Annotated in this window: 29 protein-coding genes; 9 read left to right on the forward strand and 20 right to left on the reverse strand. The window is 70.6% G+C overall.

Translation table 11 applies throughout. The features are described 5' to 3' along the window. Nucleotides 1–27: 27 nt before the first annotated feature. The 4 genes from hpt to dacB form a co-directional block, all read right to left on the reverse strand. The gene (gene hpt, locus ABZ471_RS10100) at nt 28–588 is read right to left on the reverse strand and encodes a hypoxanthine phosphoribosyltransferase (RefSeq protein WP_030342680.1); all 561 of its coding nucleotides are present in this window, start codon (nt 586–588) and stop codon (nt 28–30) included. An 83-nt stretch (nt 589–671) separates the two neighbouring features. Continuing rightward, entirely contained in the window at nt 672–1,739 is a 1,068-nt protein-coding gene (gene tilS, locus ABZ471_RS10105; RefSeq protein ID WP_359064446.1) for a tRNA lysidine(34) synthetase TilS, read from the reverse strand. A gap of 192 nt (nt 1,740–1,931) precedes the next feature. After that, nucleotides 1,932–3,080 carry a zinc-dependent metalloprotease gene (locus ABZ471_RS10110; RefSeq protein WP_359064448.1) on the reverse strand — a complete coding sequence of 383 codons (1,149 nt, stop codon included), beginning with the start codon at nt 3,078–3,080 and terminating at the stop codon, nt 1,932–1,934. Nucleotides 3,081–3,529: 449 nt separating this feature from the next. After that, the gene (dacB, locus tag ABZ471_RS10115; protein ID WP_359064588.1) at nt 3,530–5,086 is read right to left on the reverse strand and encodes a D-alanyl-D-alanine carboxypeptidase/D-alanyl-D-alanine-endopeptidase; all 1,557 of its coding nucleotides are present in this window, start codon (nt 5,084–5,086) and stop codon (nt 3,530–3,532) included. Nucleotides 5,087–5,210: 124 nt separating this feature from the next. On the opposite strand from dacB, the gene ABZ471_RS10120 reads away from it, so the two are divergent. Both ABZ471_RS10120 and ABZ471_RS10125 read left to right on the forward strand, forming a co-directional pair. Then, a complete protein-coding gene (locus ABZ471_RS10120) occupies nt 5,211–5,702 on the forward strand; it encodes an inorganic diphosphatase (RefSeq protein ID WP_359064450.1) in 492 nt (163 codons plus the stop codon). A gap of 104 nt (nt 5,703–5,806) precedes the next feature. Continuing rightward, the gene (locus ABZ471_RS10125) at nt 5,807–7,468 is read left to right on the forward strand and encodes a threonine/serine exporter family protein (RefSeq protein ID WP_359064452.1); all 1,662 of its coding nucleotides are present in this window, start codon (nt 5,807–5,809) and stop codon (nt 7,466–7,468) included. A gap of 5 nt (nt 7,469–7,473) precedes the next feature. Here the strand turns inward: ABZ471_RS10125 and ABZ471_RS10130 are convergent, their stop codons facing one another. Continuing rightward, nucleotides 7,474–8,391, reverse strand: a complete 918-nt coding sequence (locus ABZ471_RS10130; protein WP_359064454.1) for a VTT domain-containing protein — start codon at nt 8,389–8,391, stop codon at nt 7,474–7,476. Nucleotides 8,392–8,540: 149 nt separating this feature from the next. On the opposite strand from ABZ471_RS10130, the gene ABZ471_RS10135 reads away from it, so the two are divergent. Continuing rightward, complete coding sequence (locus ABZ471_RS10135) at nt 8,541–8,906, forward strand: YbjQ family protein (protein WP_359064456.1); 366 nt, start codon at nt 8,541–8,543, stop codon at nt 8,904–8,906. A gap of 21 nt (nt 8,907–8,927) precedes the next feature. Here the strand turns inward: ABZ471_RS10135 and ABZ471_RS10140 are convergent, their stop codons facing one another. Then, the gene (locus ABZ471_RS10140; protein WP_359064458.1) at nt 8,928–9,689 is read right to left on the reverse strand and encodes a MerR family transcriptional regulator; all 762 of its coding nucleotides are present in this window, start codon (nt 9,687–9,689) and stop codon (nt 8,928–8,930) included. A gap of 113 nt (nt 9,690–9,802) precedes the next feature. On the opposite strand from ABZ471_RS10140, the gene ABZ471_RS10145 reads away from it, so the two are divergent. Both ABZ471_RS10145 and ABZ471_RS10150 read left to right on the forward strand, forming a co-directional pair. Continuing rightward, nucleotides 9,803–11,089 carry an ion channel protein gene (locus tag ABZ471_RS10145; RefSeq protein WP_359064460.1) on the forward strand — a complete coding sequence of 429 codons (1,287 nt, stop codon included), beginning with the start codon at nt 9,803–9,805 and terminating at the stop codon, nt 11,087–11,089. 27 nt (nt 11,090–11,116) lie between these two features. Continuing rightward, entirely contained in the window at nt 11,117–12,523 is a 1,407-nt protein-coding gene (locus tag ABZ471_RS10150) for a glutamate decarboxylase (protein ID WP_359064462.1), read from the forward strand. Here the strand turns inward: ABZ471_RS10150 and ABZ471_RS10155 are convergent. The 6 genes from ABZ471_RS10155 to ABZ471_RS10180 all read right to left on the reverse strand — a co-directional run bounded on the left by ABZ471_RS10155 (nt 12,520) and on the right by ABZ471_RS10180 (nt 17,994). Next, on the reverse strand, nt 12,520–13,281 hold the full coding sequence (locus tag ABZ471_RS10155; protein ID WP_359064590.1) for an ABC transporter permease: 762 nt from the start codon (nt 13,279–13,281) through the stop codon (nt 12,520–12,522). The genes ABZ471_RS10150 and ABZ471_RS10155 overlap by 4 nt on opposite strands. 5 nt (nt 13,282–13,286) lie before the next feature. Then, on the reverse strand, nt 13,287–14,237 hold the full coding sequence (locus ABZ471_RS10160; RefSeq protein ID WP_359064464.1) for an ATP-binding cassette domain-containing protein: 951 nt from the start codon (nt 14,235–14,237) through the stop codon (nt 13,287–13,289). Between the two features lie 72 nt (nt 14,238–14,309). Next, nucleotides 14,310–14,951, reverse strand: a complete 642-nt coding sequence (locus ABZ471_RS10165) for a PadR family transcriptional regulator (protein ID WP_359064467.1) — start codon at nt 14,949–14,951, stop codon at nt 14,310–14,312. A 24-nt stretch (nt 14,952–14,975) separates the two neighbouring features. Then, entirely contained in the window at nt 14,976–15,515 is a 540-nt protein-coding gene (locus ABZ471_RS10170; protein ID WP_359064469.1) for a DinB family protein, read from the reverse strand. 100 nt (nt 15,516–15,615) lie between these two features. Then, nucleotides 15,616–17,076 (reverse strand): aldehyde dehydrogenase family protein, encoded by a 1,461-nt coding sequence (locus ABZ471_RS10175; RefSeq protein ID WP_359064470.1) that lies wholly within the window; start codon nt 17,074–17,076, stop codon nt 15,616–15,618. 93 nt (nt 17,077–17,169) lie between these two features. Continuing rightward, the gene (locus ABZ471_RS10180; RefSeq protein ID WP_359064592.1) at nt 17,170–17,994 is read right to left on the reverse strand and encodes a helix-turn-helix transcriptional regulator; all 825 of its coding nucleotides are present in this window, start codon (nt 17,992–17,994) and stop codon (nt 17,170–17,172) included. A 355-nt stretch (nt 17,995–18,349) separates the two neighbouring features. Here ABZ471_RS10180 and ABZ471_RS10185 point away from each other — a divergent pair, with 355 nt between their 5' ends. Then, a complete protein-coding gene (locus ABZ471_RS10185; RefSeq protein WP_359064472.1) occupies nt 18,350–18,874 on the forward strand; it encodes an ATP-binding protein in 525 nt (174 codons plus the stop codon). Nucleotides 18,875–18,985: 111 nt separating this feature from the next. Here ABZ471_RS10185 and ABZ471_RS10190 read toward each other — a convergent pair whose 3' ends face one another. From ABZ471_RS10190 to rpmG, 8 genes are all read right to left on the reverse strand, one after another. Beyond that, the gene (locus ABZ471_RS10190) at nt 18,986–19,204 is read right to left on the reverse strand and encodes a DUF397 domain-containing protein (protein WP_237281844.1); all 219 of its coding nucleotides are present in this window, start codon (nt 19,202–19,204) and stop codon (nt 18,986–18,988) included. A 197-nt stretch (nt 19,205–19,401) separates the two neighbouring features. Continuing rightward, nucleotides 19,402–19,884: an SRPBCC domain-containing protein gene (locus tag ABZ471_RS10195; protein WP_359064474.1), complete on the reverse strand. Its 483-nt coding sequence runs from the start codon at nt 19,882–19,884 to the stop codon at nt 19,402–19,404. Beyond that, entirely contained in the window at nt 19,881–20,228 is a 348-nt protein-coding gene (locus ABZ471_RS10200) for a metalloregulator ArsR/SmtB family transcription factor (protein ID WP_359064476.1), read from the reverse strand. Before ABZ471_RS10200 ends, ABZ471_RS10195 begins: the two co-directional genes overlap by 4 nt. A 7-nt stretch (nt 20,229–20,235) precedes the next feature. Next, entirely contained in the window at nt 20,236–20,640 is a 405-nt protein-coding gene (locus tag ABZ471_RS10205) for a VOC family protein (protein ID WP_359064478.1), read from the reverse strand. Between the two features lie 64 nt (nt 20,641–20,704). Continuing rightward, nucleotides 20,705–20,938, reverse strand: a complete 234-nt coding sequence (rpsR, locus tag ABZ471_RS10210; protein ID WP_359064480.1) for a 30S ribosomal protein S18 — start codon at nt 20,936–20,938, stop codon at nt 20,705–20,707. Continuing rightward, complete coding sequence (locus ABZ471_RS10215) at nt 20,938–22,113, reverse strand: GTP-binding protein (RefSeq protein WP_359064482.1); 1,176 nt, start codon at nt 22,111–22,113, stop codon at nt 20,938–20,940. Before ABZ471_RS10215 ends, rpsR begins: the two co-directional genes overlap by 1 nt. Further along, on the reverse strand, nt 22,110–22,364 hold the full coding sequence (locus tag ABZ471_RS10220; RefSeq protein WP_359064484.1) for a type B 50S ribosomal protein L31: 255 nt from the start codon (nt 22,362–22,364) through the stop codon (nt 22,110–22,112). The genes ABZ471_RS10215 and ABZ471_RS10220 overlap by 4 nt, the downstream gene beginning before the upstream one ends. 9 nt (nt 22,365–22,373) lie before the next feature. Next, entirely contained in the window at nt 22,374–22,538 is a 165-nt protein-coding gene (rpmG, locus tag ABZ471_RS10225) for a 50S ribosomal protein L33 (protein WP_359064486.1), read from the reverse strand. Nucleotides 22,539–22,599: 61 nt separating this feature from the next. Between rpmG and rpmB the strand changes: the two genes are divergently transcribed. The 3 genes from rpmB to ABZ471_RS10240 all read left to right on the forward strand — a co-directional run bounded on the left by rpmB (nt 22,600) and on the right by ABZ471_RS10240 (nt 23,721). After that, on the forward strand, nt 22,600–22,836 hold the full coding sequence (gene rpmB, locus ABZ471_RS10230) for a 50S ribosomal protein L28 (RefSeq protein WP_359064488.1): 237 nt from the start codon (nt 22,600–22,602) through the stop codon (nt 22,834–22,836). Continuing rightward, complete coding sequence (gene rpsN / locus ABZ471_RS10235; protein ID WP_359064490.1) at nt 22,836–23,141, forward strand: 30S ribosomal protein S14; 306 nt, start codon at nt 22,836–22,838, stop codon at nt 23,139–23,141. Before rpmB ends, rpsN begins: the two co-directional genes overlap by 1 nt. Before the next feature lie 100 nt (nt 23,142–23,241). Beyond that, nucleotides 23,242–23,721 carry a hypothetical protein gene (locus tag ABZ471_RS10240; protein ID WP_359064492.1) on the forward strand — a complete coding sequence of 160 codons (480 nt, stop codon included), beginning with the start codon at nt 23,242–23,244 and terminating at the stop codon, nt 23,719–23,721. The last annotated feature ends 69 nt before the right edge of the window (nt 23,722–23,790 follow it).

Below are 23,790 nucleotides of genomic sequence, written 5' to 3' on the forward strand. Positions count from 1 at the left end.
CGTCTTACAAGGACTGGCCCGGTTGGCTCAGCCGCCGTAGACGTGAGGCGCGAGCGTACCGACGAACGGCAGGTTGCGGTACTTCTCGGCGTAGTCGAGGCCGTAGCCGACGACGAACTCGTTCGGGATGTCGAAGCCGACCCACTCCACGTCGATGGCGACCTTGGCGGCGTCCGGCTTGCGCAGCAGCGTGCACACCTTCAGTGAGGCGGGCTCGCGGGAGCCGAGGTTGTTGATCAGCCAGGACAGGGTCAGACCGGAGTCGATGATGTCCTCGACGATCAGGACGTGCCTGCCCTTGATGTCGGTGTCGAGGTCCTTGAGGATCCGCACGACACCGGAGGACTGGGTGCCCGCGCCGTAGGAGGACACGGCCATCCAGTCCATGGTGACGGGGGTGGACAGCGCCCGGGCGAGGTCCGCCATGACCATCACGGCGCCCTTGAGCACACCGACAATGAGCAGGTCCTTGCCCGCGTACTCCGCGTCGATCTTCGCGGCCAGCTCGGCCAGCTTCGCGTCGATCTCTTCTTTGGTGATGAGTACCTGCTGGAGGTCGGCACCCATGTCTTTCGCGTCCACCCGCATCACTTTCGGTCGTCCCGCACTTACGGCCGCACTTACGGCGACCGGCCGCCCGGCCCGTCGGAGGGTTGCTCCTGGGTCAGGATTCAGCCTTGCCGAATCACCAGTCTGCCACCCTGGCGCTGGGCGACGACTTTGCCCGGGAGATTGATGGCCTTCTGGCCTCGCCAGCCGGTGATCAGCCGGTCGACTTCCTCGATGTGGCGGGCGAAGAGGGAGCCGGCCGGGGCGCCTGCGTCGATGGCGGCGCGGCGCAGGATGCGGCGGCGTACGGCGGGCGGGAGGGCGTAGAGCTTGGCGCACTCCAGGAGGCCCGTGGCGTCGCGCACGGAGGCTTCGGCCTGGCTGGCCCAGGTGTCGAGGGCGTCGGCGTCGTCGCGCGAGAGCTGGGCGGTGCGGGCGAGCGCTTCCACGACGCCTTTGCCGAGGGCCTTTTCGAGGGCGGGCAGGCCCTCGTGCCGCAGCCGGGAGCGGGTGTAGGCGGGGTCGGCGTTGTGCGGGTCGTCCCAGACGGGCAGGGACTGGACCATGCAGGCCTTGCGGGCGGTCTGCCGGTCGAGGTGCAGGAAGGGGCGCCGGTAACGGCCGTCGGCCCCCGAGACCGCGGCCATGCCGGACAGGGAGCGGATGCCGGAGCCGCGGGCGAGGCCGAGCAGGACGGTTTCGGCCTGATCGTCGCGGGTGTGGCCGAGCAGGACCGCGGCAGCGCCGTGGCGTTCGGCGGCGGCGTCGAGGGCGGCGTAGCGGGCGTCGCGGGCGGCGGCCTCGGGGCCGCCGTCGCGGCCGACGGTCACGGCGATGGACTCGACGGGGTGGAGGCCGAGTTCGCGCAGCCTGAGGACGACCTCCTCGGCGCGGAGGCCGGAGCCGGGCTGGAGGCCGTGGTCGACGGTGATGCCGCCGGCTCGGATGCCGAGTTTGGGGGCCTCGAAGGCGAGGGCTGAGGCGAGCGCCATGGAGTCGGCGCCGCCGGAGCACGCGACCAGCACGAGCGGGGACGAGCGTTCGCTCCGGCTCGGTTCGCGGGCTGCTTCGGCGGCTGCCACGGCGGCTGCCGCCGCTGCTGCGGGGGTACGGCTGTTGTGGGTGAGGACGTCGTGGAGGACGCGGCGGACCGCCAGGCGTATCGCCGCGACCGCAGGATGGGGACCCATGTCCGGTTCCCTTCATGAAGTTGTCGGGGGGTGAGCCCGAGGTCGGTCACTCAGAGTGTGTAGATGGTGACAGAAGCGGGCCGTTCCCCGAGCATTGCACGCCTACCCATGGCTCACGGTCCCTCGGACGGGTGATTGGAGGGGCGTTCGCCTGCCGTCGGCCGGATTCGTTTCACCTCTCCCCCATGCGGTTCACGACTCGGCCTTGCGGTGCACCCGTGCGACCCAGTCCGCCGGTTTGGCGATCTCCCCCTTGGTGGGCAGGGTGTTGGGGGATGTCCACACGCGGTTGAAGCCGTCCATGCCGACCTGGTCGACGACGGCGCGTACGAAGCGTTCGCCGTCCCGGTACTGCCTGAGCTTGGCGTCCAGGCCGAGGAGCTTGCGCAGGGCGAGGTCGAGGCGGGAGGCGCCCTTGGCGCGGCGCTGCTGGAACTTCTCGCGGATCTCGGAGACGGTCGGTACGACGGCCGGGCCCACGCCGTCCATGACGAAGTCGGCGTGGCCCTCCAGGAGCGACATGACCGCGGTGAGGCGGCCGAGGATCTCGCGCTGGGCCGGGGTCTGCACCAGTTCCACGAAGGAACGTCCGCCGTCGTCCTCCTCGCCCTCGGGGCGGCCGCCGGCGAGGGACTGGGCGGCTTCCCGGATGCGTTCCAGGACGGTCATCGGGTCGACGTCGGTCTCCGCCAAGAAAGACTGGATTTCACCCTCGAGGTGGTCGCGGAGCCAGGGCACGGCGGTGAACTGGGTGCGGTGGGTCTCCTCGTGCAGGCACACCCAGAGCCTGAAGTCGTGCGGCTCGACGTCGAGTTCGCGCTCCACGTGGACGATGTTGGGCGCGACGAGGAGGAGGCGGCCGCCGCCGTTCGGCGAGCCGGGAGGGCCGCCGGCCGGGAGGTCCCGGGTGGCGGGTGCGAAGGTCTCGTACTGGCCGAGGACGCGGGAGGAGAGGAAGGACAGCAGCATGCCGAGTTCGACGCCGGTGACCTTGCCTCCGACGGCGCCGAGGACGGCGTTGCCGGCGCCGCTGCCGCGCCGGTCCTGCATCTTCTCCAGGAGGGGCCTGAGGATCTCCCGGAAGCCGGCGACGTTCGCCCGGACCCAGCCGGGTCGGTCGACGACGAGTACGGGGGTGTCGTGGGTGTCCTCGGTGCCCATACGAGTGAAGCCCCGGACGTGTCCCTCCGAGGCTTTCGCGTGCCGGCGCAGCTCCGCGACGACGGACCTGGCCTCGTCGCGGCTGACTTCGGGGCCCGGCCGTACGAGCCGTGTCGCGGTCGCCACCGCGAGGTTCCAGTCGACCATCCCGGGAGATGCGGTGCCACCGAAGCTCGTCATGCGTCAACGGTACGTGAGCAGTCCCCTTTGGGGCAGGCCGTGGGGATTGGGCGGGGTGGGGTTCCTAGTGCGGTGACGGGTGTGCGTGGCGAGGTACTTGCGTCGGCTGGGGCGGGTGTTGGCCGTGCCGCACCTGATACGGCAGACCGCACCCACCCGTCCGCCCCGCGGGACGCGTGCCCACGGCGGGAGCGGGCGACTGTGGACGGCGGGCGGGGGCGGGAGCAGGCAGCTGTTGGGCGGCTGGCAGCGAGCGGAGGGGCCGCCCAGGAGCCTGCAACTGTTGGACGGCGGGCAGCTGTTGGGCGGCGAGCCGCCGACGACGAACGGACGGGCGGCCCAGGAGCGGGAACGGACGACAGCGAAAGGCGTGCCCCCAGCGGCGAGCGGACCTGCCAGTGGCGAGCGAGCAGGTGCCTTCGCAAGGCCTTACCGGCAGCCGCACCCCGCTACCGGCAGCCGCACCCCGCCAGTGCTGATGCCGTCCTGTCCAGGGCCGTCTGGGCCTCCTGGGGGTCCGTGGTGCCGAAGGCGAGGAAGGCGAAGGCCAGGAGGTGGCCGTCGTTGTCCACGACCGTGCCGGCCAGGGTGTTCACGCCGGTGAGGGTGCCGGTCTTCGCCCGTACGACTCCCGCGGCGCCGTCGGTGTAGCGGCTGGTCAGGGTGCCGGTGAAGCCGGCGACGGGGAGGCCGGTGAGGACCGGGCGGAGGCCGGGGCGGGCGGGGTCGCCCGCCTTGACCAGCAGGGCGGTGAGGAGGTTCGCGGTGAGCCGGTCGTCGCGGTTGAGACCGCTGCCGTCGTGGAAGGAGGCACCGGCCATCGGCAGGCCGAGTTTCCTCAGCTGGGTGGCGATGGCCTTCGCGCCTCCGTCGAAGCTCGCCGGCTCGCCACTGGCCAGGGCGGTCTGGCGGGCCAGGGCCTCGGCGATGTCGTTGTCGCTGTTGGTCAGCATGCGCTCGACCAGGGCGGACAGCGGCGGCGAGGAGACGGTGGCGAGGGTCTCGGCGCGGCTGGTGGCCTTGGAGGGGCCGGGGGGCGTGGTCGTGACGCCGGCGTCGCGGAGGAGGGTGGCGAACGTGCCGGCCGCGTCCGCCGCGGGATCGGTCACGCGGGTCGCCGGGCCGCCGGCGGAGTCGTCGGTGCGGCCCTCGTCAGTGGTCAGGGCGCTGACGGGGGCGAGGTTGTCGTTGACGCCGATGGGGTGCAGTGCGGGGCCGGAGTAGAGCGTGGTGTCGTAGGAGAGCTTGATCTTGTGGATGCCGCGCTTCCCGAGTGCGGCGGCGGTGTCGGCGGCGAGTGTGCGCAGGCTCGCCCAGCTGTCGGCCTTCGGGTGGTCGGTGAGGGTGGGATCGCCGCCGCCGACCAGGACCAGTTCGCCGGTGTCGGGTTCGAGCGCGGCGCGGGTGGTGAGGCGGTGGTCGGGGCCGAGGGCGGACAGGGCGGCGACGGCGGTGGCGATCTTGGTGGTGGAGGCGGGGGTGAGGGCCCGGCCGGCACCGGTGCTGTAGAGCTGCTTGCCGGTGGTGACGTCGATGACGGCCGCCGCACGGTCGGCGCCGAGCCCGGGGGCATCCAGGAGCGGCCCCAGGACGTCCGTGAGGGCTTTCTGGCCGGGCGGGGCCTTCTTGGTGCTGACGGTGCCCGTGGTGCCACCCAGGCCCGCCAGGACGGGCGGGGCGCTCGGTGCGGGCCGGGGCGCCTGCGCGGCCGTACCGGAGTGGCCGTGATCTGCGCCACCTGGCCGCTCCAGGGCGACCGCCCGGTCCCGCTCGGCCGTACGCTGACCGTTGGCGTCCCAGGGGCCGGCGGCGGTCACCACTCCGGCGGTCAGCGCCAGACCGGCGGTGACGGCGCCGGCGGTGTACTGCCAGGTCCTGACCGCCTGCGGCCGGGGGAGGTGTGCAAGCCCGGGGCGCACGGCCTTCGCCAGCCGCGCGACCCGCGGTTTCGCGGCCTCCGCGGCACGCGCCAGACCCGGTCGTACGGCGTTCACGATCCGCACCACGTGCGGTCTCGCGGCTCGCCAAGGCCTCAGCTCAGGCACGACCACCAGCCCCTTTCGCGATCACACACCTGCGTGAGGGACACTTAACCACCAGAACTATGTGCTGATCATGGAGGAGCCACCGGTGGAGTTCGACGTCACGATCGAGATCCCGAAGGGTTCGCGGAACAAGTACGAGGTGGACCACGAGACCGGTCGGATCCGGCTGGACCGTCGCCTCTTCACCTCGACCGCCTACCCGGCCGACTACGGCTTCGTCGAGAACACTCTCGGCGAGGACGGCGACCCGCTGGACGCGCTGGTCATCCTGGACGAGCCGACCTTCCCGGGCTGCCTCATCAAGTGCCGCGCGATCGGCATGTTCCGGATGACGGACGAGGCGGGCGGCGACGACAAGCTGCTGTGCGTTCCGTCCACCGACCCGCGGGTGGAGCACCTGCGCGACATCCACCACGTGTCGGAGTTCGACCGCCTGGAGATCCAGCACTTCTTCGAGGTGTACAAGGACCTGGAGCCCGGCAAGTCGGTCGAGGGCGCCAACTGGGTGGGCCGCGTGGACGCCGAGGTGGAGATCGAGCGGTCGTACAAGCGCTTCAAGGAGCAGGGCGGTCACTGACCCCTCTGGTTCGAACGGGCCGCACGCGCACGCGTGCGGCCCGTTTGCGTACGCGTGCGCATACTGAAGGCTTACGGAAGGTGTCGTTCAGGGAGCGGTGCGAGGTGACGGAGGCGGAGGACCGCAAGCCCCGGTCGGACGAGGCGCGGACCACGTACGACCCGGAGATCACATCCGAGTTCGCCATCCCCGAGGGTCTCGAGGTCACCAAGGGCGGCGGTGAGCCGGAGACGACGTCCGAGTTCGCCGTACCGGAGGGCCTGGAGTCGCCGCACCCGCCGAGTGCCGAGCCGGAGAGGTCGGCGTTCAGCCTGCCGCGCACCTACAGCGCGAAGGACGCCCCGACCGCGTTCACCCCGGCGACCGGCATGCCGGCGGTCAGCCTGGTCAAGGACGCGCCCTGGCAGGACCGGATGCGCACGATGCTGCGCATGCCCGTGGCGGAGCGGCCGGCGCCCGAGCCCGTGCTGCCGGCCGAGGAGGTCGGGCCCGCCGTCCCGCGCGTGCTCGACCTGACCCTGCGTATCGGGGAACTGCTGCTGGCCGGCGGTGAGGGCGCGGAGGACGTGGAGGCCGCGATGTTCGCGGTGTGCCGCTCCTACGGCCTGGACCGCTGCGAGCCGACGGTCACCTTCACGCTGCTGTCGATCTCCCACCAGCCGTCCCTCGTGGACGACCCGGTCACGGCGTCGCGGACGGTACGCCGGCGGGGCACGGACTACACGCGGCTCGCGGCCGTGTTCCGGCTGGTGGACGACCTGACCGACCCGGAGGCCCATGTCTCCCTGGAGGAGGCCTACCGGCGCCTGGCGGAGATCCGCCGCAACCGGCACCCCTACCCCGGCTGGGCCCTGACCCTCGCGGGCGGACTGCTCGCGGGTGCGGCCTCGGTGCTGGTCGGCGGTGACCTGATCGTGTTCGTGGCGGCCGCGGTGGGCGCGATGCTCGGCGACCGGCTGGCGTGGCTGTGCGCGGGGCGCGGGCTGCCGGAGTTCTACCAGTTCACGGTGGCCGCGATGCCGCCCGCGGCGATCGGTGTGGCGTTCGCGCTTGCCGACGTCGACGTGAAGGCGTCCGCCGTCATCACCGGTGGGCTGTTCGCGCTGCTGCCCGGGCGGGCGCTGGTCGCGGGTGTGCAGGACGGGCTGACGGGCTTCTACATCACGGCCGCCGCGCGCCTGCTGGAGGTCATGTACTTCTTCGTCGGCATCGTGATCGGCGTGCTGGTCGTCCTGTACTTCGGTGTGCAGGTCGGCGGCAAACTGAATCCGGACGCGGCACTGAACATCTCCGAACGGCCGCTGGTGCAGATCGCCGCGTCCATGCTGTTGTCGCTGACGTTCGCCGTGCTGTTGCAGCAGGAACGATCAACCGTGCTGGCGGTGACCCTGAACGGGGGCGTGGCCTGGTCGGTGTACGGCGCGATGCACTACGCGGGCGGCATCTCCCCCGTCGCCTCCACGGCCGTGGCGGCGGGCCTGGTGGGCCTGTTCGGGCAGCTGCTGTCGCGGTACCGGTTCGCGTCCGCGTTGCCGTACACGACGGCTGCGATCGGGCCGCTGCTGCCCGGTTCGGCCACGTACTTCGGGTTGCTGTCCATGGCTCAGAACGAGGTGGACAAGGGACTGGTGTCCTTGGCCAAGGCCGCCTCCCTGGCCATGGCGATCGCCATCGGGGTCAACCTGGGGTCGGAGATCTCCAGGCTGGCCCTGCGGGTCGGCTCCGCCGGCAAGCGCCGGGCCGCGAAGAGGACCAGGGGGTTCTGAGGCGCCTAGTAGCTCCTGGGGTACCCGTTCTGGTCGTACTGCTGCTGGTCGTACTGCTGCTGCGGGTACTGCTGCGGGTCGTAGGGCTGCTGCTGCGGGTACTGGTTGTCGTAGCCCTGGTCCCAGTACTGCTGGTCCTGCTGCAGCTGCTGTTGCGGCTGCTGCTGGTACGGCTGCTGCTGGTACGGCTGCTCGTAGGGCTGCTCCGGCTCGATGCGGCGCAGTTGGGCCGTCGCGTCGTCCATGACCGGCTGGTGCTGGTACAGGGGCTGCTGCGGCTCGGGCTGCGCGGCCGCCGCCTTCTTGTTCTTGCCGCGCGCGCGGAGGAACTCGATCGCGATCGGGACCACCGACACGAGGACGATCAGGATGAGGATCGCCTCGATGTTCTTGTTGACGAAGTCGATCTTGCCGAGCCAGGAGCCGAGCAGCGTGACGCCCGCGCCCCACAGGACACCGCCGATGACGTTGAAGGTCAGGAACGAGCGGTACTTCATGCCGCTGACGCCGGCGATGATCGGCGTGAACGTGCGCACGATGGGCACGAAGCGGGCCAGGACCAGGGACTTCGGGCCGTACTTCTCGAAGAACTCGTGGGCCTTGGCGACGTTCTCCTGCTTGAAGAGGCGGGAGTCCGGGCGGTTGAAGAGCGACGGACCGACCTTCTTGCCGAACATGTAGCCCGCCTGGTCGCCGAGGATCGCGGCGAGGCAGATCAGGGCGATCGCGCCCCACAGCGGGAAGTCCAGCTGGTTGGACGTGATCAGCAGACCGCAGGTGAACAGCAGCGAGTCGCCCGGCAGGAAGAAGCCGATGAGCAGACCGGACTCGGCGAAGACGATGAGCAGCAGGCCCCAGATGCTGTAGGTGTCGAGCAGGTAGTTGGGATCCAGCCAGCTCGGGCCGAGGGCGAGTGTCATCACGGGTCCGGGCTCCTGAGGGGATGAGGGCGGCTGCGGCGGCTGAACGTCGATGGGCTGCCGCACAAAGCTATCAACGCGACGTGACCGCCCCAGGTTCCACCGGTGACTCCAGGATGCACTGTGGGGCAACTGAGGCAAAGCTGTGAGCCATGGGACTCGACGACTACGGCGGCGGCCAGGGGCCCCAGCCGGACGTGCTGGTGGTCACGACCAACGACGTGCCCGGACACCGGGTGCAGCAGGTGATCGGTGAGGTCTTCGGTCTCACCGTGCGCTCGCGGCACCTCGGCAGTCAGATCGGCGCCGGGCTGAAGTCGATGATCGGCGGCGAACTGAAGGGCCTCACCAAGACGCTCGTACAGACCCGCAACCAGGCCATGGAGCGACTGGTGGAGCAGGCACGCGCGCGTGGGGCCAACGCAGTGCTGGCGTTCCGCTTCGACGTCACGGAGGCCGCGGACGTGGGCACCGAGGTGTGCGCGTACGGCACCGCGGTGGTCCTGGTCCGGGAGTAGGCCTCCTCCCGGACCAGGGGATCAGGCCGTGTGCCGGTCGGCGTTCGCCGCGATCGCCTCGCTCAGGTGATCGGCGAACCCGGGCCGTGTGGAGTCGTAGAACGCCTTGAAGCGCTCGTCGGCGACGTACATCGCGCCGAGGCAGCGGTGCATGGCGTGCGGGCACTCGTAGAACCACGTGCTGATGTGCCGGCGGTGCTCCTCGGCCAGGTCCATGGCCGCCTCGCCGGACGGCTGATCACCGGCGGTCATCAGGGCGACGTAGCGCGCGGTCCAGTCGTCGACCTCGGCCTGCAGGCGCTTCCAGTCCTCCTTGGTGTAGCGGGCGGCGCGACGCTGCGACTCCGCGTACGCCTCGGTGCCGCCCCAGCGCTGCTCGGTCTCCTCCGCGTACTTCTCGGGGTCGTTGTCCCCGAAGACCTCGAACCGCTCCTCGGGAGTGAGGTTGATGCCCATCGTGCGTGCCTCCATGGCGTGCTCCACGGCCGCGGCCATCTTCTGCAGCTTCTCGATCCGGGCGGTCAGCAGTTCGTGCTGGCGGCGCAGGTGCGCGCGCGGGTCCGCGTCCGGGTCGTCGAGCAGGACCGCGACCTCGTCGAGCGGGAAGCCGAGCTCCCGGTAGAACAGGATGTGCTGGAGCCGGTCGAGGTCGGCGTCGTTGTAGCGCCGGTGGCCGGCGTGGGTGCGCTCGCTGGGTGCGAGCAGGCCGATCTCGTCGTAGTGGTGCAGGGTGCGCACCGTGATCCCGGCGAACCCCGCGACCTGTCCCACGGAGTAGCTCACTCTCCGCTCCTTTCATCGGTAGGTGCTCCACGCTGAGGCCTCACGCCACGTGAGGTGCAAGCCGGATTCACTTTCGGGATGTTCGATATCTTTTGTCCGCTTATGGTGAGCCCGTGGCCCAGGACAGCGCGCAGCAGGCGCCCACCACCGCTCCCGCGGCCCCCGCGCGCGCCCTGCTGCCCTTGATCCTGCCCGCTCTCGTCGTCGGCGTGGTGTCCAGCCTGCTCTTCGTGGGGGTGAGCGTCGGGGCAGAGCAACTCCAGGGCGTGCTGTGGCAGAACCTGCCCGACGCCCTGGGAATCGGCCGGTACTCCGTGCTGTGGATCTTCATCATGCTCACCGCTACCGGCATCGCGGTCGGTCTGGTGGTGTGGCTGGTGCCGGGGCACGCGGGGCCCGACCCGGCCACCATGGGGCTGAACGCGCCCGCGCTGCCGCCCGTCGTACTGCCCGGCCTGCTGCTGGCGGCGGCCCTGATGCTCGCGGGCGGCCCGAGCCTCGGCCCCGAGAACCCGATCATCGCCACCAACGTAGGGCTGGCGGTGTGGCTGGGCCGCCGGTTCATGCCCAGGCTGCCGGGCCCGCTGTGGATGGCGCTGGCGGAGGCGGCGACGCTCGGCGCGCTGTTCGGCACCCCGGTGGCCGCCGCCCTGGTCATCTCGGAAGCGCTGGCCGGGCAGCGGGTCAGGGGGCTGCTGTGGGACAACCTCTTCGCCCCGCTGGCCGCCGCCGCGGCGGGCGCCCTGACGACCGACCTCGTCCACCACGCGACCTTCGACCTCCATCTGCCCCCGATCGGCCGGCCGGGCGGGGGCGACGTGCTCGCGGCGATCGTCGTCGCATCGGTCGGCGCGGTACTCGGCATGTGCGCGGTGTACGTCTTCCCGTACCTCCACAGGGCCTTCCAGCGACTGCGGCACCCGATGCTGATGCTTCCGGTGGGCGGGTTCGTCCTGGGAGCGCTGGGGGCCCTGGGCGGCCCGCTGACGCTCTTCAAGGGGCTGGACCAGATCGCGGAACTGGCGCGCGACCCCGAGGGCTGGTCGGCCGGGCAGTTCGCCACGATGACGGTGGTCAAGCTGGCCGCTCTGGCCGTGGCCGCGACCTGCGGATTCCGCGGCGGCCGGATCTTCCCCGCCGTGTTCGTGGGTACCGCCCTCGGTCTGTGCGCCCACGCCCTGGTGCCCGCCGTCCAGCCCGCCGTGGGCGTGGCGGCCGGTGTACTGGGCATTCTCCTGGCCATCACCCGGCAAGGGTGGGTGAGCCTGTTCACGGCCGCCGTCCTGGTCGCCTCACCCGCCATCCTCGCTCTGCTCTGCATCGCCTCGCTGCCTGCATGGCTGCTGGTCACGGGCCGCCCGCAGATGCAGCTGCGGGCGGACGGCACCCCGATCCACTGACCCACTCCCCTGTCTGGAGGCACGTCCATGGCTCTGCACAAAGGCCCCGAGAAGCACGACGAGCGGCCCATGTCGGTCAACCCGTTCTTCGGGGAGGCCAACCCGGTCGTCGAAATGGCCGAGGCCCCGCCCAAGCACCGGCTCCCCGACACGCCCCTGCCTCCCAACACGGCGGCGCAGATCGTGCACGACGAGCTGATGCTGGACGGCAACTCCCGGCTGAACCTGGCCACGTTCGTCACCACCTGGATGGAGCCGCAGGCCGGGGTGCTGATGGGCGAGTGCCGGGACAAGAACATGATCGACAAGGATGAGTACCCGCGCACGGCCGAGCTGGAGCGGCGCTGTGTGGCGATGCTCGCCGACCTGTGGAACGCGCCGGACCCGTCGGCCGCCGTGGGCTGTTCGACCACGGGGTCCAGCGAGGCGTGCATGCTCGCCGGGATGGCGCTGAAGCGGCGTTGGGCGAAGCGCAACGCCGACCGCTACCCGGGAGCGCGCCCGAACCTGGTCATGGGCGTCAACGTCCAGGTCTGCTGGGAGAAGTTCTGCAACTTCTGGGAGGTGGAGGCCCGGCTCGTCCCCATGGAGGGCGACCGGTACCACCTGGATCCGCAGGCGGCGGCCGAGCTGTGCGACGAGAACACGATCGGAGTCGTCGGCATCCTCGGCTCCACCTTCGACGGGTCCTACGAGCCGATCGCGGACCTGTGCGCGGCGCTGGATGCCCTCCAGGAGCGCACCGGTCTGGACGTCCCGGTCCACGTGGACGGCGCGTCCGGGGCGATGGTGGCGCCCTTCCTGGACGAGGAACTGGTGTGGGACTTCCGCCTCCCGCGCGTGGCCTCGATCAACACCTCGGGCCACAAGTACGGCCTGGTCTACCCGGGCGTGGGCTGGGCGCTGTGGCGGGACCCCGAGGCGCTGCCCGAGGAGCTGGTCTTCCGGGTCAACTACCTGGGCGGTGACATGCCGACCTTCGCACTCAACTTCTCCCGGCCCGGCGCCCAGGTGGTGGCGCAGTACTACACGTTCCTGCGGCTGGGCCGCGAGGGCTACCGGGCGGTGCAGCAGTCGACCCGGGACGTGGCGCGCTACGTCGCCGGCAAGATCGAGGCCCTGGACGACTTCCGGCTGCTCACCCGCGGCGACGAGCTGCCGGTGTTCGCCTTCACCACCGCTGCGGACGTGACGTCGTACGACGTCTTCGACGTGTCCCGGCGACTGCGCGAGGGCGGCTGGCTGGTGCCCGCGTACACCTTCCCGCCGAACCGCGAGGACCTGGCCGTGGTGCGCATCGTGTGCCGCAACGGCTTCTCCCACGACCTCGCCGACCTGTTCGTGGAGGACCTGACCCAGCTGGTGCCGGAGCTGCGCCGGCAGCCGCATCCGCTGACCCGGGACAAGGAGGCGGCCACCGGCTTCCACCACTAGCGGCCCAGCCGCGCGAACCTCCCCACGGCCAAGGGGAGGAACACGGCCAGCAGGGCGAGCGGCCAGGCCACGGCCGCACCTACGTGCCCCGGCTCGCCGCCCTGGCTGCCGAGCAGGTCCCGTACGGCCGTGGCCGTCTGGGAGAGGGGGTTCCACCGGACGGCCGTGCCCAGCCAGCCGGGCATCGCGTCCGGTGTGGCCAGGGCGTTGGAGAGGAAACCGACGGGCCAGACGAGGATCTGGACCGCCTGGACCATCTCGGGCCGGCCGGCGACCAGGGCGAGGTGGATGCCGACCCACAGCATCGCGAAGCGGAACAGCAGGAGCAGACCGAAGGCGGCCAGGAAAGACCCGGGGCCGCCGTGTGCCCGCCAGCCGAGCGCGTACGCCACGGCTGTCAGCAGCGCGAGCGCCGCCGCCGACTGGAGCATGTCCGCCGCCGAACGGCCCACCAGGACCGCCCCGTTGGCCATCGGCAGGGAGCGGAAGCGGTCGATGACGCCCCTGGTGAGGTCCTGGGTCACGTGGAGCATCGTGCCCTCCAGGCCGAAGGCCATGGTGAGCGCGAGCATGCCGGGCACCAGGTAGTCGACGTAGTCACCGGCGACGCGTCGGCCGCCGCCGACCAGGTAGCCGAACATCAGCAGCAGCATCACCGGGAAGACCAGGGCGACCAGCACCTGCCCGGGCTGCCGTGCCCAGTGGGCGAGTTCACGCCGGGTCATGGTCCAGGAGTCGGTCAGGACGTACGGGGACACCTGCATCAGGCAGCCTCCTTCGCTCGGTTCTCGTCGCCGGTGAGATGCAGGAACACCTCGTCCAGCGTGGGCCGGCGCAGGGCGACGTCCGCCGCCTCGATGCCGGCGGCCTCCAGGGCGCGTACGACCGCGGAGAGTGCGCCCATGCGGTCGGTGACCGGGGCGCTGAGCAGCCTGCGGTCGGTGTCCACCGAGACGCCGGTGACGGGGAGCAGGGCGACGGCCGCGCCGAGCCGGCCCGCCTCGCGCAGGACGACGTCGATGCGGTCGCCGCCGGTGAGGGTCTTCAGCTCGTCGGGGGTGCCGTCCGCGACGACCCGACCGCGGTCCACGAAGGCGATGCGATGGGCCAGTTGGTCGGCCTCCTCCAGGTACTGGGTGGTGAGCAGCACGGTCGTGCCGCCGCCGACCAGGGAACGGACTGCGGCCCAGACCTCGGCGCGCCCGCGCGGGTCGAGGCCGGTCGTCGGCTCGTCCAGGAACAGCACCTCGGGGTCGGTGATCAGAGAGACGGCGAGGTCGAGGCGGCGGCGCATGCCGCCGCTGTAGCGGGCGACCGGGGTGCGGCCGGCGCCGGCGAGGTCGAAGCGCTCCAGGAGTTCGGCGGCGCGCACGCACGCGTGCCGGGCGCCGAGGTGGTGCAGGCGGGCGAACATCTCCAGGTTCTGGCGGCCGTCCAGCTCCTCGTCCAGGGCCGCGTACTGGCCCAGCAGTCCGATGCGCCGGCGGACCGCGCGGGCCTCGGTGAGCACGTCGTGGCCCGCGACCTCGATCCGGCCGCTGTCCGGCCTGAGCAGGGTGGACAGGACCCGGACCAGGGTGGTCTTGCCCGCCCCGTTGGGGCCGAGCACCGCGTGTACGGTGCCCCGGGCCACTCGGAGGCCAAGCCCGTCCAGAGCGTGACGGGTGCCGTAGGTCTTGCGTGCGTCCTCGACGGTGATCGCCGTGTCGGCCATGCCACTCCCTTGCTAGTCAAGTTTGACTACCTGCTCGAAGGTAGCGTCGGCGAGAACATTGGTCAAACTTGATTAGCGGTGGTCCTCCGGATGCCTCTCCCCCGTCGCGTACGGGTTCTCCTCGCCCTCGGCGAGGACACCGACGAACGGTTCACCCTCTCCGGCGAAGGTGTAGGCACCGTTCTCGATGCGCTCCACGAGGCCATGGGTCCACGCGGCCTCGGAGTCGGCCGTGTGGACCCACATGTTCATGATCTCGCCGATGTGCCCGAGCTGTCCGGGCCCCTGCTCGGGCACGTAGTGCTCGGTGACCGAGGACCGCCACGCCTCGATCCTGCTGGTCCGCTCCTTCAGCAGCGCGACCGTCTCGGCCCTGGGCAGGTCGACCATGAAGCCGATGGCCGCCGTCTTCATGTCGCCCCGCTGGTCGTAGGTGACCAGCGCGTCGCGCAGCAGGGCGAGGTACTCCTCCTCGCCCCGGTCCGTGAGCTCGTACTCGGTGCGCGGCGGCCCTCCGACGGTGGACGGCGCGATCTCGTGCGCGTGCAGCAGTCCCTGCTTCTCCATCTGTTTCAGGGCGTGGTAGATCGACCCCGGCTTGGCATGGGACCACTCGTGCGCGCCCCAGTACTCCAGGTCGTTGCGGACCTGGTAGCCGTGGGCCCGCCCGTGCTGGCGCACCGCGCCCAGCACGAGAAGACGGATCGCTGACATGCGGTCCAGGTTATTGCCGTACGGCTAGTCGGCCTGCTCCAGGGCCACCAGCTCGAATGCGGTCTTCCCGTCCAGGGACTCCCGGACGATGTCGGCGTGGCCGGCGTGCCGGGCGGTCTCACGGATCAGGTGCAGGCACAGCCAGCGCAGGGAGACCCGGCCCTCCGGCGGGAACCAGGGGTCGGGCGGCAGCGGGAAGCTGTCGTCCAGGCTGGGCGCGGAGCGGATGAACTTCTCCGTCTCGGCGGCGACCTCCGCCCAGTACGCGAGCTGCGAGGCCACCGTCTCGCCGCCGACCAGCTGGAAGGTCTCGTGCCAGTTCGACTGGTCGCGCTGAATCGCCGGCGGCTCCTGCTTGGCGCGGGCCACCCAGCTCTGCTCGACCTCGGCGACGTGCTTGAGGAGTCCGCCCAGGGACAGCTCGCTGGCGCTGGGGCGCGAGCCTGCCTGCTCCTCCGTCAGCCCCAGCAGCGCCCTGCGGATGCCTCCGCGCTGCTCCTCCAGGAACGCCAGCAGCGCCCCGCGCTCGTCGCCCTGCGTCTCCGCCGCCACGTGAGTGACCATGACCGGCCGCCTTTCATCGGGTCCGTTTCCCTGACACCGACGAAACTACGGGCCCTTGCGGTCAGCTTCTGTCCGCAAGGGCCCGCCATCGACAGGAGATCTAGAACGGGAAGCCGCTGCGGCCGTGCTGCACCGAGATCCACTTGATCGTGGTGAAGGCCTCCAGCGTGGTGTCGCCGTTCAGACGGCCGAGGCCGGAGTGCTTCTCCCCGCCGAAGGGCACGATCGGCTCGTCGTGCACGGTGCCGTCGTTCACGTGGAACATGCCGGTGTCGATCTGCCGGGCGAACGCCACACCGCGCTCGATGTCGCCCGTGTGGACGGCGCCGCTGAGACCGTACGGGGTGTCGTTGACGAGCCGGACCGCCTCCTCCTCGCCGTCGAAGGGGACGAGGAACACGACCGGTCCGAAGACCTCCTGCTGGAACAGAGGGGAGTCGGCGGGGACGTCGGTGAGCACGCTGGGCTCGACCAGGTTGCCGTCGGTGGTGCCGTGCACCAGGGCCGTGGCGCCCTCGGCGAGCGCCTGCTCGACCGCGCCCGAAATGGCGTTGGCCTGCGCCGAGTTGATCACCGGGCCGATGACGGTCTGCGGGTCGCGCGGGTCGCCGACCTTCAGCGTCCTGACCTTGGCGACGAACTTCTCGGTGAACTCGTCGGCGATCGAGCGGTCCACGAGCACCCGGTTCGCGGCCATGCAGACCTGGCCCTGGTGGACGTACCGGCTGAAGACCGCCGCGTCGACCGCGTAGTCGATGTCGGCGTCGTCCAGGACCACCAGCGCGCTGTTGCCGCCCAGTTCGAGCACCGCGCGCTTGAAGTGCGAGGCGCAGACGGTGGCGACGTGGCGGCCGACCTTGTCGGAGCCGGTGAAGGAGATGACCTTCGGGATCGGGTGCTCGATGAAGGCGTCACCGATCTCGGCGATGTCGGTGACGACGACGTTGAACAGACCGCCCGGCAGCCCCGCCTCCTCGAAGATCTTCGCGAGCAGGGTGCCGCCGGCGATCGGGGTGTTCTGGTGCGGCTTGAGCACCACGCCGTTGCCGAGGGCGAGGGCCGGAGCCACCGACTTGATCGACAGCAGGAACGGGAAGTTGAACGGGCTGATCACGCCCACCACACCCACCGGGACCCGGTAGACGCGGTTCTCCTTGCCGTCGACCGGGGAGGGCAGGATCTTCCCCTCGGGGCTCAGCGCCAGGTGGATCGACTCGCGCAGGAACTCCTTGGCGAGGTGCAGCTCGAAGCCCGCCTTCACGCGCGTGCCGCCCAGCTCCGCGATGATCAGGTCGGCTATCTCCTGCTCGCGGTCCTCTATCAGCCTGAGCGCTCGCTCGAAGACCGCGCGGCGGGTGTACGGATTGGTCGCGGCCCACTGCTTCTGGGCACGGGCGGCGCTCTGGTAGGCCTGGTCGACCTCGTCGACGGTGGCCACGGTGATCGAGGCCAGCTTCTCGTCGTCGAACGGGTTGAAGTCGATGACGTCCCAGGAACCGGTGCCCGGGCGCCATTCACCGTCGATGTACTGCTGGGCCAGGTCGCTGAAGTAGGACGACATGTGATCCCTCAATCACTAGCAGCTGCCAGATCCTGGTCACGGTCTGATCGCTCGTCATCGTACTTGCGTTTAAAGAGAGTTGAGGGTGACCTCTCAAGACAGTTGAAGCAGACCTCGCAGCAGATCCCGGCTCTCGTCCGGGCCGGGGCTGTCCTGCTGCAGCTCCTTCAGCGCCTGCTCGTACTGGGCGACGTCCTCCCGCTTGTCCAGGTAGAGGGCGCTCGTCAGCTGTTCCACGTACACCACGTCGGACAGGTCGGACTCGGGGAAGCTGAGGATGGTGAAGGCGCCGCTCTCGCCGGAGTGCCCGCCGAAGCCGAACGGCATGATCTGGAGCCGTACGTTGGGCCGCTGGGAGACCTCGATCAGGTGCTGGAGCTGGCCGCGCATCACATCACGGTCGCCGTACGGACGGCGCAGGGCGGCCTCGTCCAGGACGATGTGGTATTCGGGCGCGTTCTCGTCGAGCAGGTGCTTCTGCCGCTCCAGGCGCAGCGCGACCCGCCGCTCCACGTCGGCCGCGCTCGCGCCCTTCATGCCGCGCCGGACCACCGCGCGGGCGTACTCCTCGGTCTGCAGCAGGCCGTGCACGAACTGCACCTCGTAGACCCGCACCAGGGAGGCGGCGCCCTCCAGGCCCACATAGGTGGGGAACCAGCTGGGCAGCACATCGGTGTAACTGTGCCACCAGCCCGCCACGTTGGCCTCCCGGGCGAGAGAGAGCAGCGACTCGCGCTCCATCTCGTCGGTGATGCCGTACAGCGTCAGCAGGTCTTCCACGTCCCTGGTCTTGAAGCTCACCCGGCCCAGCTCCATGCGGCTGATCTTCGACTCCGAGGCGCGGATCGAGTACCCCGCTGCCTCACGCGTGATCCCCCGTGCTTCACGCAGTCGCCTGAGTTGCGAGCCGAGCAGCATGCGCCGCACCACCGATCCGGGCTCTCCCGCGCTCACGTTCGCCAGCCTCCCCAACCGTCTTCAGGGGTCGAAGTCTGCCACTAAAACACTTCGAGCAGTACTCGCCCGGTTACGGAAACGGAAAGAGGTCAGCCGTTTTCCGCAGGAAGTGGTCGGGACCTTTGGCAGTCGAGCGATCCAACTTGGCGGAAAAAATGGCCAAGAAGTGGTACGGGCAGGTTCAATTCGGTCGCGTGCACGTGCATCTGCCCTTGCATCTGCCCTTCCCATCCGAAACCATGGAGCCGCGCCACCGCTGCATCGCAACGACCGCGAATTCCCGGGAGTGCCTCGCATGGGGACGAATGGATCGACCATGCTCAAGCCGTTACGGCAGGGCCTTCCGCCGCTGGATCCCGCGGCCGTGTCCGATGCCGCCTCCTGCGCACTGCCGGCCCGCTACGAAGCGGTGCGCGAGGCACGCCGGTTCACCCGCGCCACCCTGGACCAGTGGGACGTGGGCGACCGCTTCGACGACATATGTCTCGTCGTCTCCGAACTCGTCACCAACGCCCTGCGGCACGGCCTGCCCCTTCCTCATCAGCGCACTTCCAGCGAGGTCCTGCGGGCCGCGACTTCCGACCCGGCCGACGCGGGACGCCCCGAACCGCCCGAGGTGCGGCTGCACCTGATGCGCTGGACCGAGCGGCTGGTGTGCGCCGTGCGCGACCCCAGCCACGAGACGCCCGTCCCGCGGGACTCGGACGACTTCTCGGCCGAGTCGGGGCGCGGCCTGTTCCTGGTCGACTCCTTCGCCGACGGCTGGGGCTGGCACCCGCTCACGGGCACACTCAGCGGCAAGGTGGTCTGGGCGCTGTTCCGGCTCCGACCGGCCGACTGACGTACGGAGGCGCCGATCGACGCCGCGTTTCTACGCGCGTACACCCGCACTTTCGCCCGGCCGTCACCCAGCCGCCGTACCAGTGACCCGCTTCAGGACCGGTGAGTCGTTTCAGCCGGCGACGAGATGGTCGAACTCGCCGTCCTTGACACCGAGGAGCATGGCCTCGATCTCCGCGCGCGTGTAGACGAGCGCGGGCCCGTCCGGGAAGCGCGAGTTGCGTACGGCCACCTCGCCGCCGGGCAGCCGCGCGAACTCCACGCAGGAACCCTGCGAGTTGCTGTGCCTGCTCTTCTGCCAGGCCACTCCGTCCAGCTGCGTGGCAGCCATGCCGTTGTACACGTCGTACCCCCCGTACACGCCGTCAACGTCGCGGTCCACAGGTCGCTCCCCGGTGGTGCACTGGCTGGTGTGGCCATGGATGCTGTAGTCAACCGATCCGGATCATAACCCTGTTCACGTGCAGATGCGTGAGCAGATGCACGTGCACGGGGGGTGTTCTCGCGATTACAGCTTTGACGTCCGCTTTACCGAAGCCGTTCCAGCGTCTGCCCCAGAGACGGCAGCACATGCCGCCTCCAGCCCCCGTCCATGATCTTCCGCGCCATCATCTGCACCGGGTCGTCCGGATCGAATCCCTCGTGCACTAGGAAGAGACGCGTACCGCGCCCTTCCTGTTCCAGCGTCCAGGTGATGGTCCAGTCCGTGGGATTGGCGGGATCGGCATCCGCCCACCGGAGGGACAGCATCCGCTCGATGTCGTAGGCCAGCACCCGCACCTCCACGACCCCGGAGAAGCCGGTGCCGGGACGCGGGACCGAGGTCATCCGGTACCGGTGGCCGACCTCGAGACGGAAGCCCTCGGCGCCGGGCATCTGCCAGCGGGCCAGCAGGCCGGGCTCGGTCAGAGCCCGCCAGACCTTGGCGGGCGGATGCGGGAAGAACTGGTCGACGCGGATCGTGGTGAGGTCGTCGGCGTCATCGGCGTCGTCGGGGGGTGCGGTGCTCATGAGGGGTCATCGTCGGGCATGCGGTCGAGCAGATCGCCGAGGCCCTTCAGCTGGTCCCGCCAGAACCGCTCGTACGGATGGAGCCAGTCCTGCACCTCGGCGAGCGGGGCCGCTTCGAGGCGGTAGATGCGCTGCCGGCCGGAGCGCTGCTCGGAGACGAGGCCGGCCTCCCGGAGCACCTTGAGGTGTTCCGAGAGGCTCGGGCGGCGCATGTCGAAGTGGTCGGCCAGGACCTGCACAGGCTGCGGGCCGCGCTCGCGCAGCAGCCGCAGCACCTCGCGGCGCGTGGCGTTGGCCAGCGCGGCGAAGACACGGTCCTCGGCGGCGGTACCCGTCCCGTTCATGGAGCGGTCAGAAGCCTTCCTTCTCCGTCAGCAGCATCAGACCGTTGCCGTCGGGATCCGTGAAGGAGGCCATGCGCCCCCAGGGGAGTTCGTCCGGTCCCTGCACGGGGATCCCGGCCGCGGCGAGCCGGGCACAGTCCGCATCGACGTCGGTCGTGACCAACATGATCCCCCGTGCGGAGCCGGGCTCGGCACCACTTTTCCGGGGGGTACCCGCAGACCCCCGACCCATGCCCGGTCCGGAGAGCGTGAAGACGGTCCGGGCCCCTGCGGGAGCCACCTGGAGCCAACGGCCCTGGGGCATGTCCCGGTCCGCGGTGACCTCCAGGCCCAGGACGTCGCGATAGAAGCGCAGGGCGCGGTCCTGGTCGGAGACGGGAAGCGTGACGAAGGAGGCGTGCGTGATGGTCATGACCGAAGAATAGGTAGGCGATCTCCTACGCGTCAACCGTAGGAGATCACCTACCTATACGTGTTCACCTGCTGGAGTACGGAAGCAGCGCCATCTCCCGGGCGTTCTTGATGGCCCGGGCCAGCAGCCGCTGCTGCTGGGCGGTGACCCGGGTGACCCGGCGGCTGCGGATCTTGTCGCGGTCGGAGACGAACTTCCGCAGCAGGTCGGTGTCCTTGTAGTCGATGTACTCGATGCCCGCCTGGTCCAGCGGGTTGGGCCGGTCCCTGGCGGGCTTGCGGTCGCTCTTGCGGGGCATCAGACCTCCAGCAGGGCGTCGAAGGCGGGCGGCAGCCTCTTCCAGGCGTCGCGCCCGGCGGCGTACTCGGTGTCGGTCAGCAGGCAGGACTCCAGCAGGTGCTCGAGTCCGTCGCGGTCGAGGCCGGGCGAGGTGAACACGAGATGGTTGCCGCAGTCGCCGTGCTCCGGATGCCAGTCCAGGGCGGCGGCGGCCCGGCGCACCGGCGGGACCATCTCCCAGGCCGCGTCGGGCAGTGCGGCGAGCCAGGGCCCTGCGCTCTCGACGCACAGCGCGCCGCCCGCCGCGTCCCAGTGCAGCAGCACGTCCGGCTTGTCGGCGAGCCAGAACCGGCCGCGACTGCGGGCCGCGGCGCAGGTCAGGTCCTCCAGGGCCGCGTACAACCGCTCGGGGTGGAAGGGGCGGCGCCGGTTCCATACCAGTGTCGAGACACCGTGGTTGTCGGCCTCGGCGGGCAGCAGGGCGCAGGCCGGGTGCTGGGCCGCCGCGGCGGCCTCCACGTCGAACCCGCCGAGGGCCGCCGCGGCCAGCAGGGAGGACGCCGTGGCTGCACGTGCAGGCGCGGGTGCGCCCGCCAGGCCACCGTGGCCGATCGGAACCTGGCGGGCCGTCGGATGGAGCTGTGCGAGCAGCTCGCGGTCCTCGTCGTCGGCCTCCGGGGAGTCGGCGAGGGCGAGGACGGGGGCGTACTCCAGCTGCCGGGCGAAGGTGTCGGCGACCGTGCGCCGGTCGGTGGCTGCCGCGCCGAGACCGGCCTCGGCGAGGTCGTCGCCGTTGCCGAGGTACGGCAGGACGAGCGCCGGGTCGACGGCGGTGATCACGCCGGTGACCGTGAGACCGCCGGCCGTGACCACCTCCGCCATCGCCTTCGGTTCGACCGAGTCCCACAGCTCGACGATCGCGAGCCGGGTGGTGCCGTCGTCGGCGAGGCGGCGCAGCTCCGGCACCAGGTCCTCCCGCAGGGCGCAGCAGGCGCAGTCGTTGACCAGAGGTGTCTCGTCGGTGGAGCGGACGCCCTCGCGGTCCCGGACGGTGCGCACGACCGTGCCGGCGGCGGCCGTCGCCAGGTCGTGGTGGAGTACGACGCTGCCGCGCACGTCGGCGAGCAGCCGCTCCACGGCCGCCCTGCGGGCCTCGGCGTGCAGCCCGCCGACGACGGCCACCGAGAGGCTCACGCCCCGCCCCGCTTCCCGTACCGGCGCTCGAAGCGCCCGACCCGCCCGGCCGTGTCCAGGACGCGGGCGGTGCCGGTGTAGAAGGGGTGGCTGACGTCGGAGATCTCGACGTCCACGACCGGGTAGGTGCGGCCGTCCTCCCATTCGACGGTCTTCTCGCTCGTCATGGTCGAGCGGGTGAGGAAGGCGTGGCCGGCGGCACGGTCACGGAACACGACGGGCCCGTAGTCGGGGTGGATTCCCTTGCGCATGGCGGTGGCTCAGCGCTCCTCTCGGAACTCGACGTGCCGGCCGACGACCGGGTCGTACTTGCGCAGCGTCATGCGGTCCGGGTTGTTGCGGCGGTTCTTGCGGGTCACGTAGGTGTGGCCGGTCCCGGCCGTGGACCGGAGCTTGATGACGGGGCGGAGTTCGTTGCGTGCCATGCTGCTATCTTACTGAAAATGAATCCCATTACCAGTCACTGACCGCGAGAGGTACGTCACCATGTCCGCCCACTGCATGCTCACCGGGGCCCGACCGGGCTTCGGCAACCGCATCTCCCACTCCCACCGGCGCACCTCGCGCCGTTTCGACCCGAACATCCACACCAAGCGCTACTGGCTGCCGAGCGAGGGCCGGTACGTCCGGCTGCGGCTGACCACGAAGGCCATCAGGACCGTGGACACGATCGGCGCCGAGGCGGCCGTGGCCCGGATCCGTGCCCGGGGAGTGAAGATCTGATGGCAAAGAAGAGCAAGATCGCGAAGAACGAGAGGCGCAGGGAGGTCGTCGCCCGGTACGCCGAGCGCCGCGCCGAACTGAAGGAGGTCGTCCGGCGGCCGACCTCGACGGAGGCCGAACGGCTCGCCGCCCAGCGGGAACTCTGCAGGCAGCCGCGCGACGCCAGCGCCACCCGGGTCCGAAACCGCGACCAGGTGGACGGCCGCCCCCGCGGCTACCTGCGCACCTTCGGCCTGTCCCGGGTGAACCTGCGCGAGCAGGCTCACAAGGGATTCCTGCCCGGCGTCCGGAAGTCCTCCTGGTAACGGCTGGTAGCTTGCTGCGGTCCCTCCGGTCCGGGGGGTGTCGTCCGCCAACGGGTCGACGGCCCCGGGCGGCCCGCTCGCTACAGCTTGGGAGCTTGACGTGACTACGGCGACTGCAAGGGTGCGGACCGCGGCCGCGGCCGCGGGGCTGGTGGGTGCGCTCGCGCTGACCGCGTGCAGCGGGGGCGGCTCCAAGGACGACTCCTCGCCCACCCCGAGCGCCACCCCGACGTCCACGGGGACGGGCGCCGTGACGGACTCCTCCGACAAGCTCCAGGGCAGCTGGATCACCACCAGCAAGGGCGCGGTCGTGGCCCTGGTGATCACCGGGAAACAGGCCGGGATCTTCGCGACCGGCGGGACCGTGTGCAGCGGCGCGGCGGGCACCGAGGCGGGCATGCAGATGATCCATCTGACTTGCACCGACGGCAGCAAGGACCGGGTCAGCGGCATGGTCGAATCGGTGGACAAGGACGCCATGAAGGTGACCTGGTCGGGCAAGCTCGGCCAGGAGACCTACACCAGGGCCGAGGGCGGCAAGCTGCCGTCCGGGCTGCCGACGGTGCCTGTGAAGCAGTGAAGCTCACCTGAAGCAATGAATTCTCCCGGGGCGTGTGATCGCGCCCCGGGCGCAGGGGCGATGATGCGG

Origin of the sequence: Streptomyces sp. NPDC005728, from assembly GCF_040630895.1 — a bacterium.
Taxonomy (GTDB): Bacteria; Actinomycetota; Actinomycetes; order Streptomycetales; family Streptomycetaceae; genus Streptomyces.

Bases quoted from the DNA above. Each gene is read 5' to 3' on its own strand.
- hpt (WP_030342680.1), bottom strand. From the start codon at position 588: ATGCGGGTGGACGCGAAAGACATGGGTGCCGACCTCCAGCAGGTACTC.
- tilS (WP_359064446.1), bottom strand. From the start codon at position 1,739: ATGGGTCCCCATCCTGCGGTCGCGGCGATACGCCTGGCGGTCCGCCGC.
- ABZ471_RS10110 (WP_359064448.1), bottom strand. From the start codon at position 3,080: ATGACGAGCTTCGGTGGCACCGCATCTCCCGGGATGGTCGACTGGAAC.
- ABZ471_RS10135 (WP_359064456.1), top strand. From the start codon at position 8,541: ATGGGACTCGACGACTACGGCGGCGGCCAGGGGCCCCAGCCGGACGTG.
- ABZ471_RS10150 (WP_359064462.1), top strand. From the start codon at position 11,117: ATGGCTCTGCACAAAGGCCCCGAGAAGCACGACGAGCGGCCCATGTCG.
- ABZ471_RS10160 (WP_359064464.1), bottom strand. From the start codon at position 14,237: ATGGCCGACACGGCGATCACCGTCGAGGACGCACGCAAGACCTACGGC.
- ABZ471_RS10165 (WP_359064467.1), bottom strand. From the start codon at position 14,951: ATGTCAGCGATCCGTCTTCTCGTGCTGGGCGCGGTGCGCCAGCACGGG.
- ABZ471_RS10170 (WP_359064469.1), bottom strand. From the start codon at position 15,515: ATGGTCACTCACGTGGCGGCGGAGACGCAGGGCGACGAGCGCGGGGCG.
- ABZ471_RS10175 (WP_359064470.1), bottom strand. From the start codon at position 17,076: ATGTCGTCCTACTTCAGCGACCTGGCCCAGCAGTACATCGACGGTGAA.
- ABZ471_RS10180 (WP_359064592.1), bottom strand. From the start codon at position 17,994: ATGCTGCTCGGCTCGCAACTCAGGCGACTGCGTGAAGCACGGGGGATC.
- ABZ471_RS10185 (WP_359064472.1), top strand. From the start codon at position 18,350: ATGCTCAAGCCGTTACGGCAGGGCCTTCCGCCGCTGGATCCCGCGGCC.
- ABZ471_RS10190 (WP_237281844.1), bottom strand. From the start codon at position 19,204: ATGGCTGCCACGCAGCTGGACGGAGTGGCCTGGCAGAAGAGCAGGCAC.
- ABZ471_RS10195 (WP_359064474.1), bottom strand. From the start codon at position 19,884: ATGAGCACCGCACCCCCCGACGACGCCGATGACGCCGACGACCTCACC.
- ABZ471_RS10200 (WP_359064476.1), bottom strand. From the start codon at position 20,228: ATGAACGGGACGGGTACCGCCGCCGAGGACCGTGTCTTCGCCGCGCTG.
- ABZ471_RS10205 (WP_359064478.1), bottom strand. From the start codon at position 20,640: ATGACCATCACGCACGCCTCCTTCGTCACGCTTCCCGTCTCCGACCAG.
- rpsR (WP_359064480.1), bottom strand. From the start codon at position 20,938: ATGCCCCGCAAGAGCGACCGCAAGCCCGCCAGGGACCGGCCCAACCCG.
- ABZ471_RS10220 (WP_359064484.1), bottom strand. From the start codon at position 22,364: ATGCGCAAGGGAATCCACCCCGACTACGGGCCCGTCGTGTTCCGTGAC.
- rpmG (WP_359064486.1), bottom strand. From the start codon at position 22,538: ATGGCACGCAACGAACTCCGCCCCGTCATCAAGCTCCGGTCCACGGCC.
- rpmB (WP_359064488.1), top strand. From the start codon at position 22,600: ATGTCCGCCCACTGCATGCTCACCGGGGCCCGACCGGGCTTCGGCAAC.
- rpsN (WP_359064490.1), top strand. From the start codon at position 22,836: ATGGCAAAGAAGAGCAAGATCGCGAAGAACGAGAGGCGCAGGGAGGTC.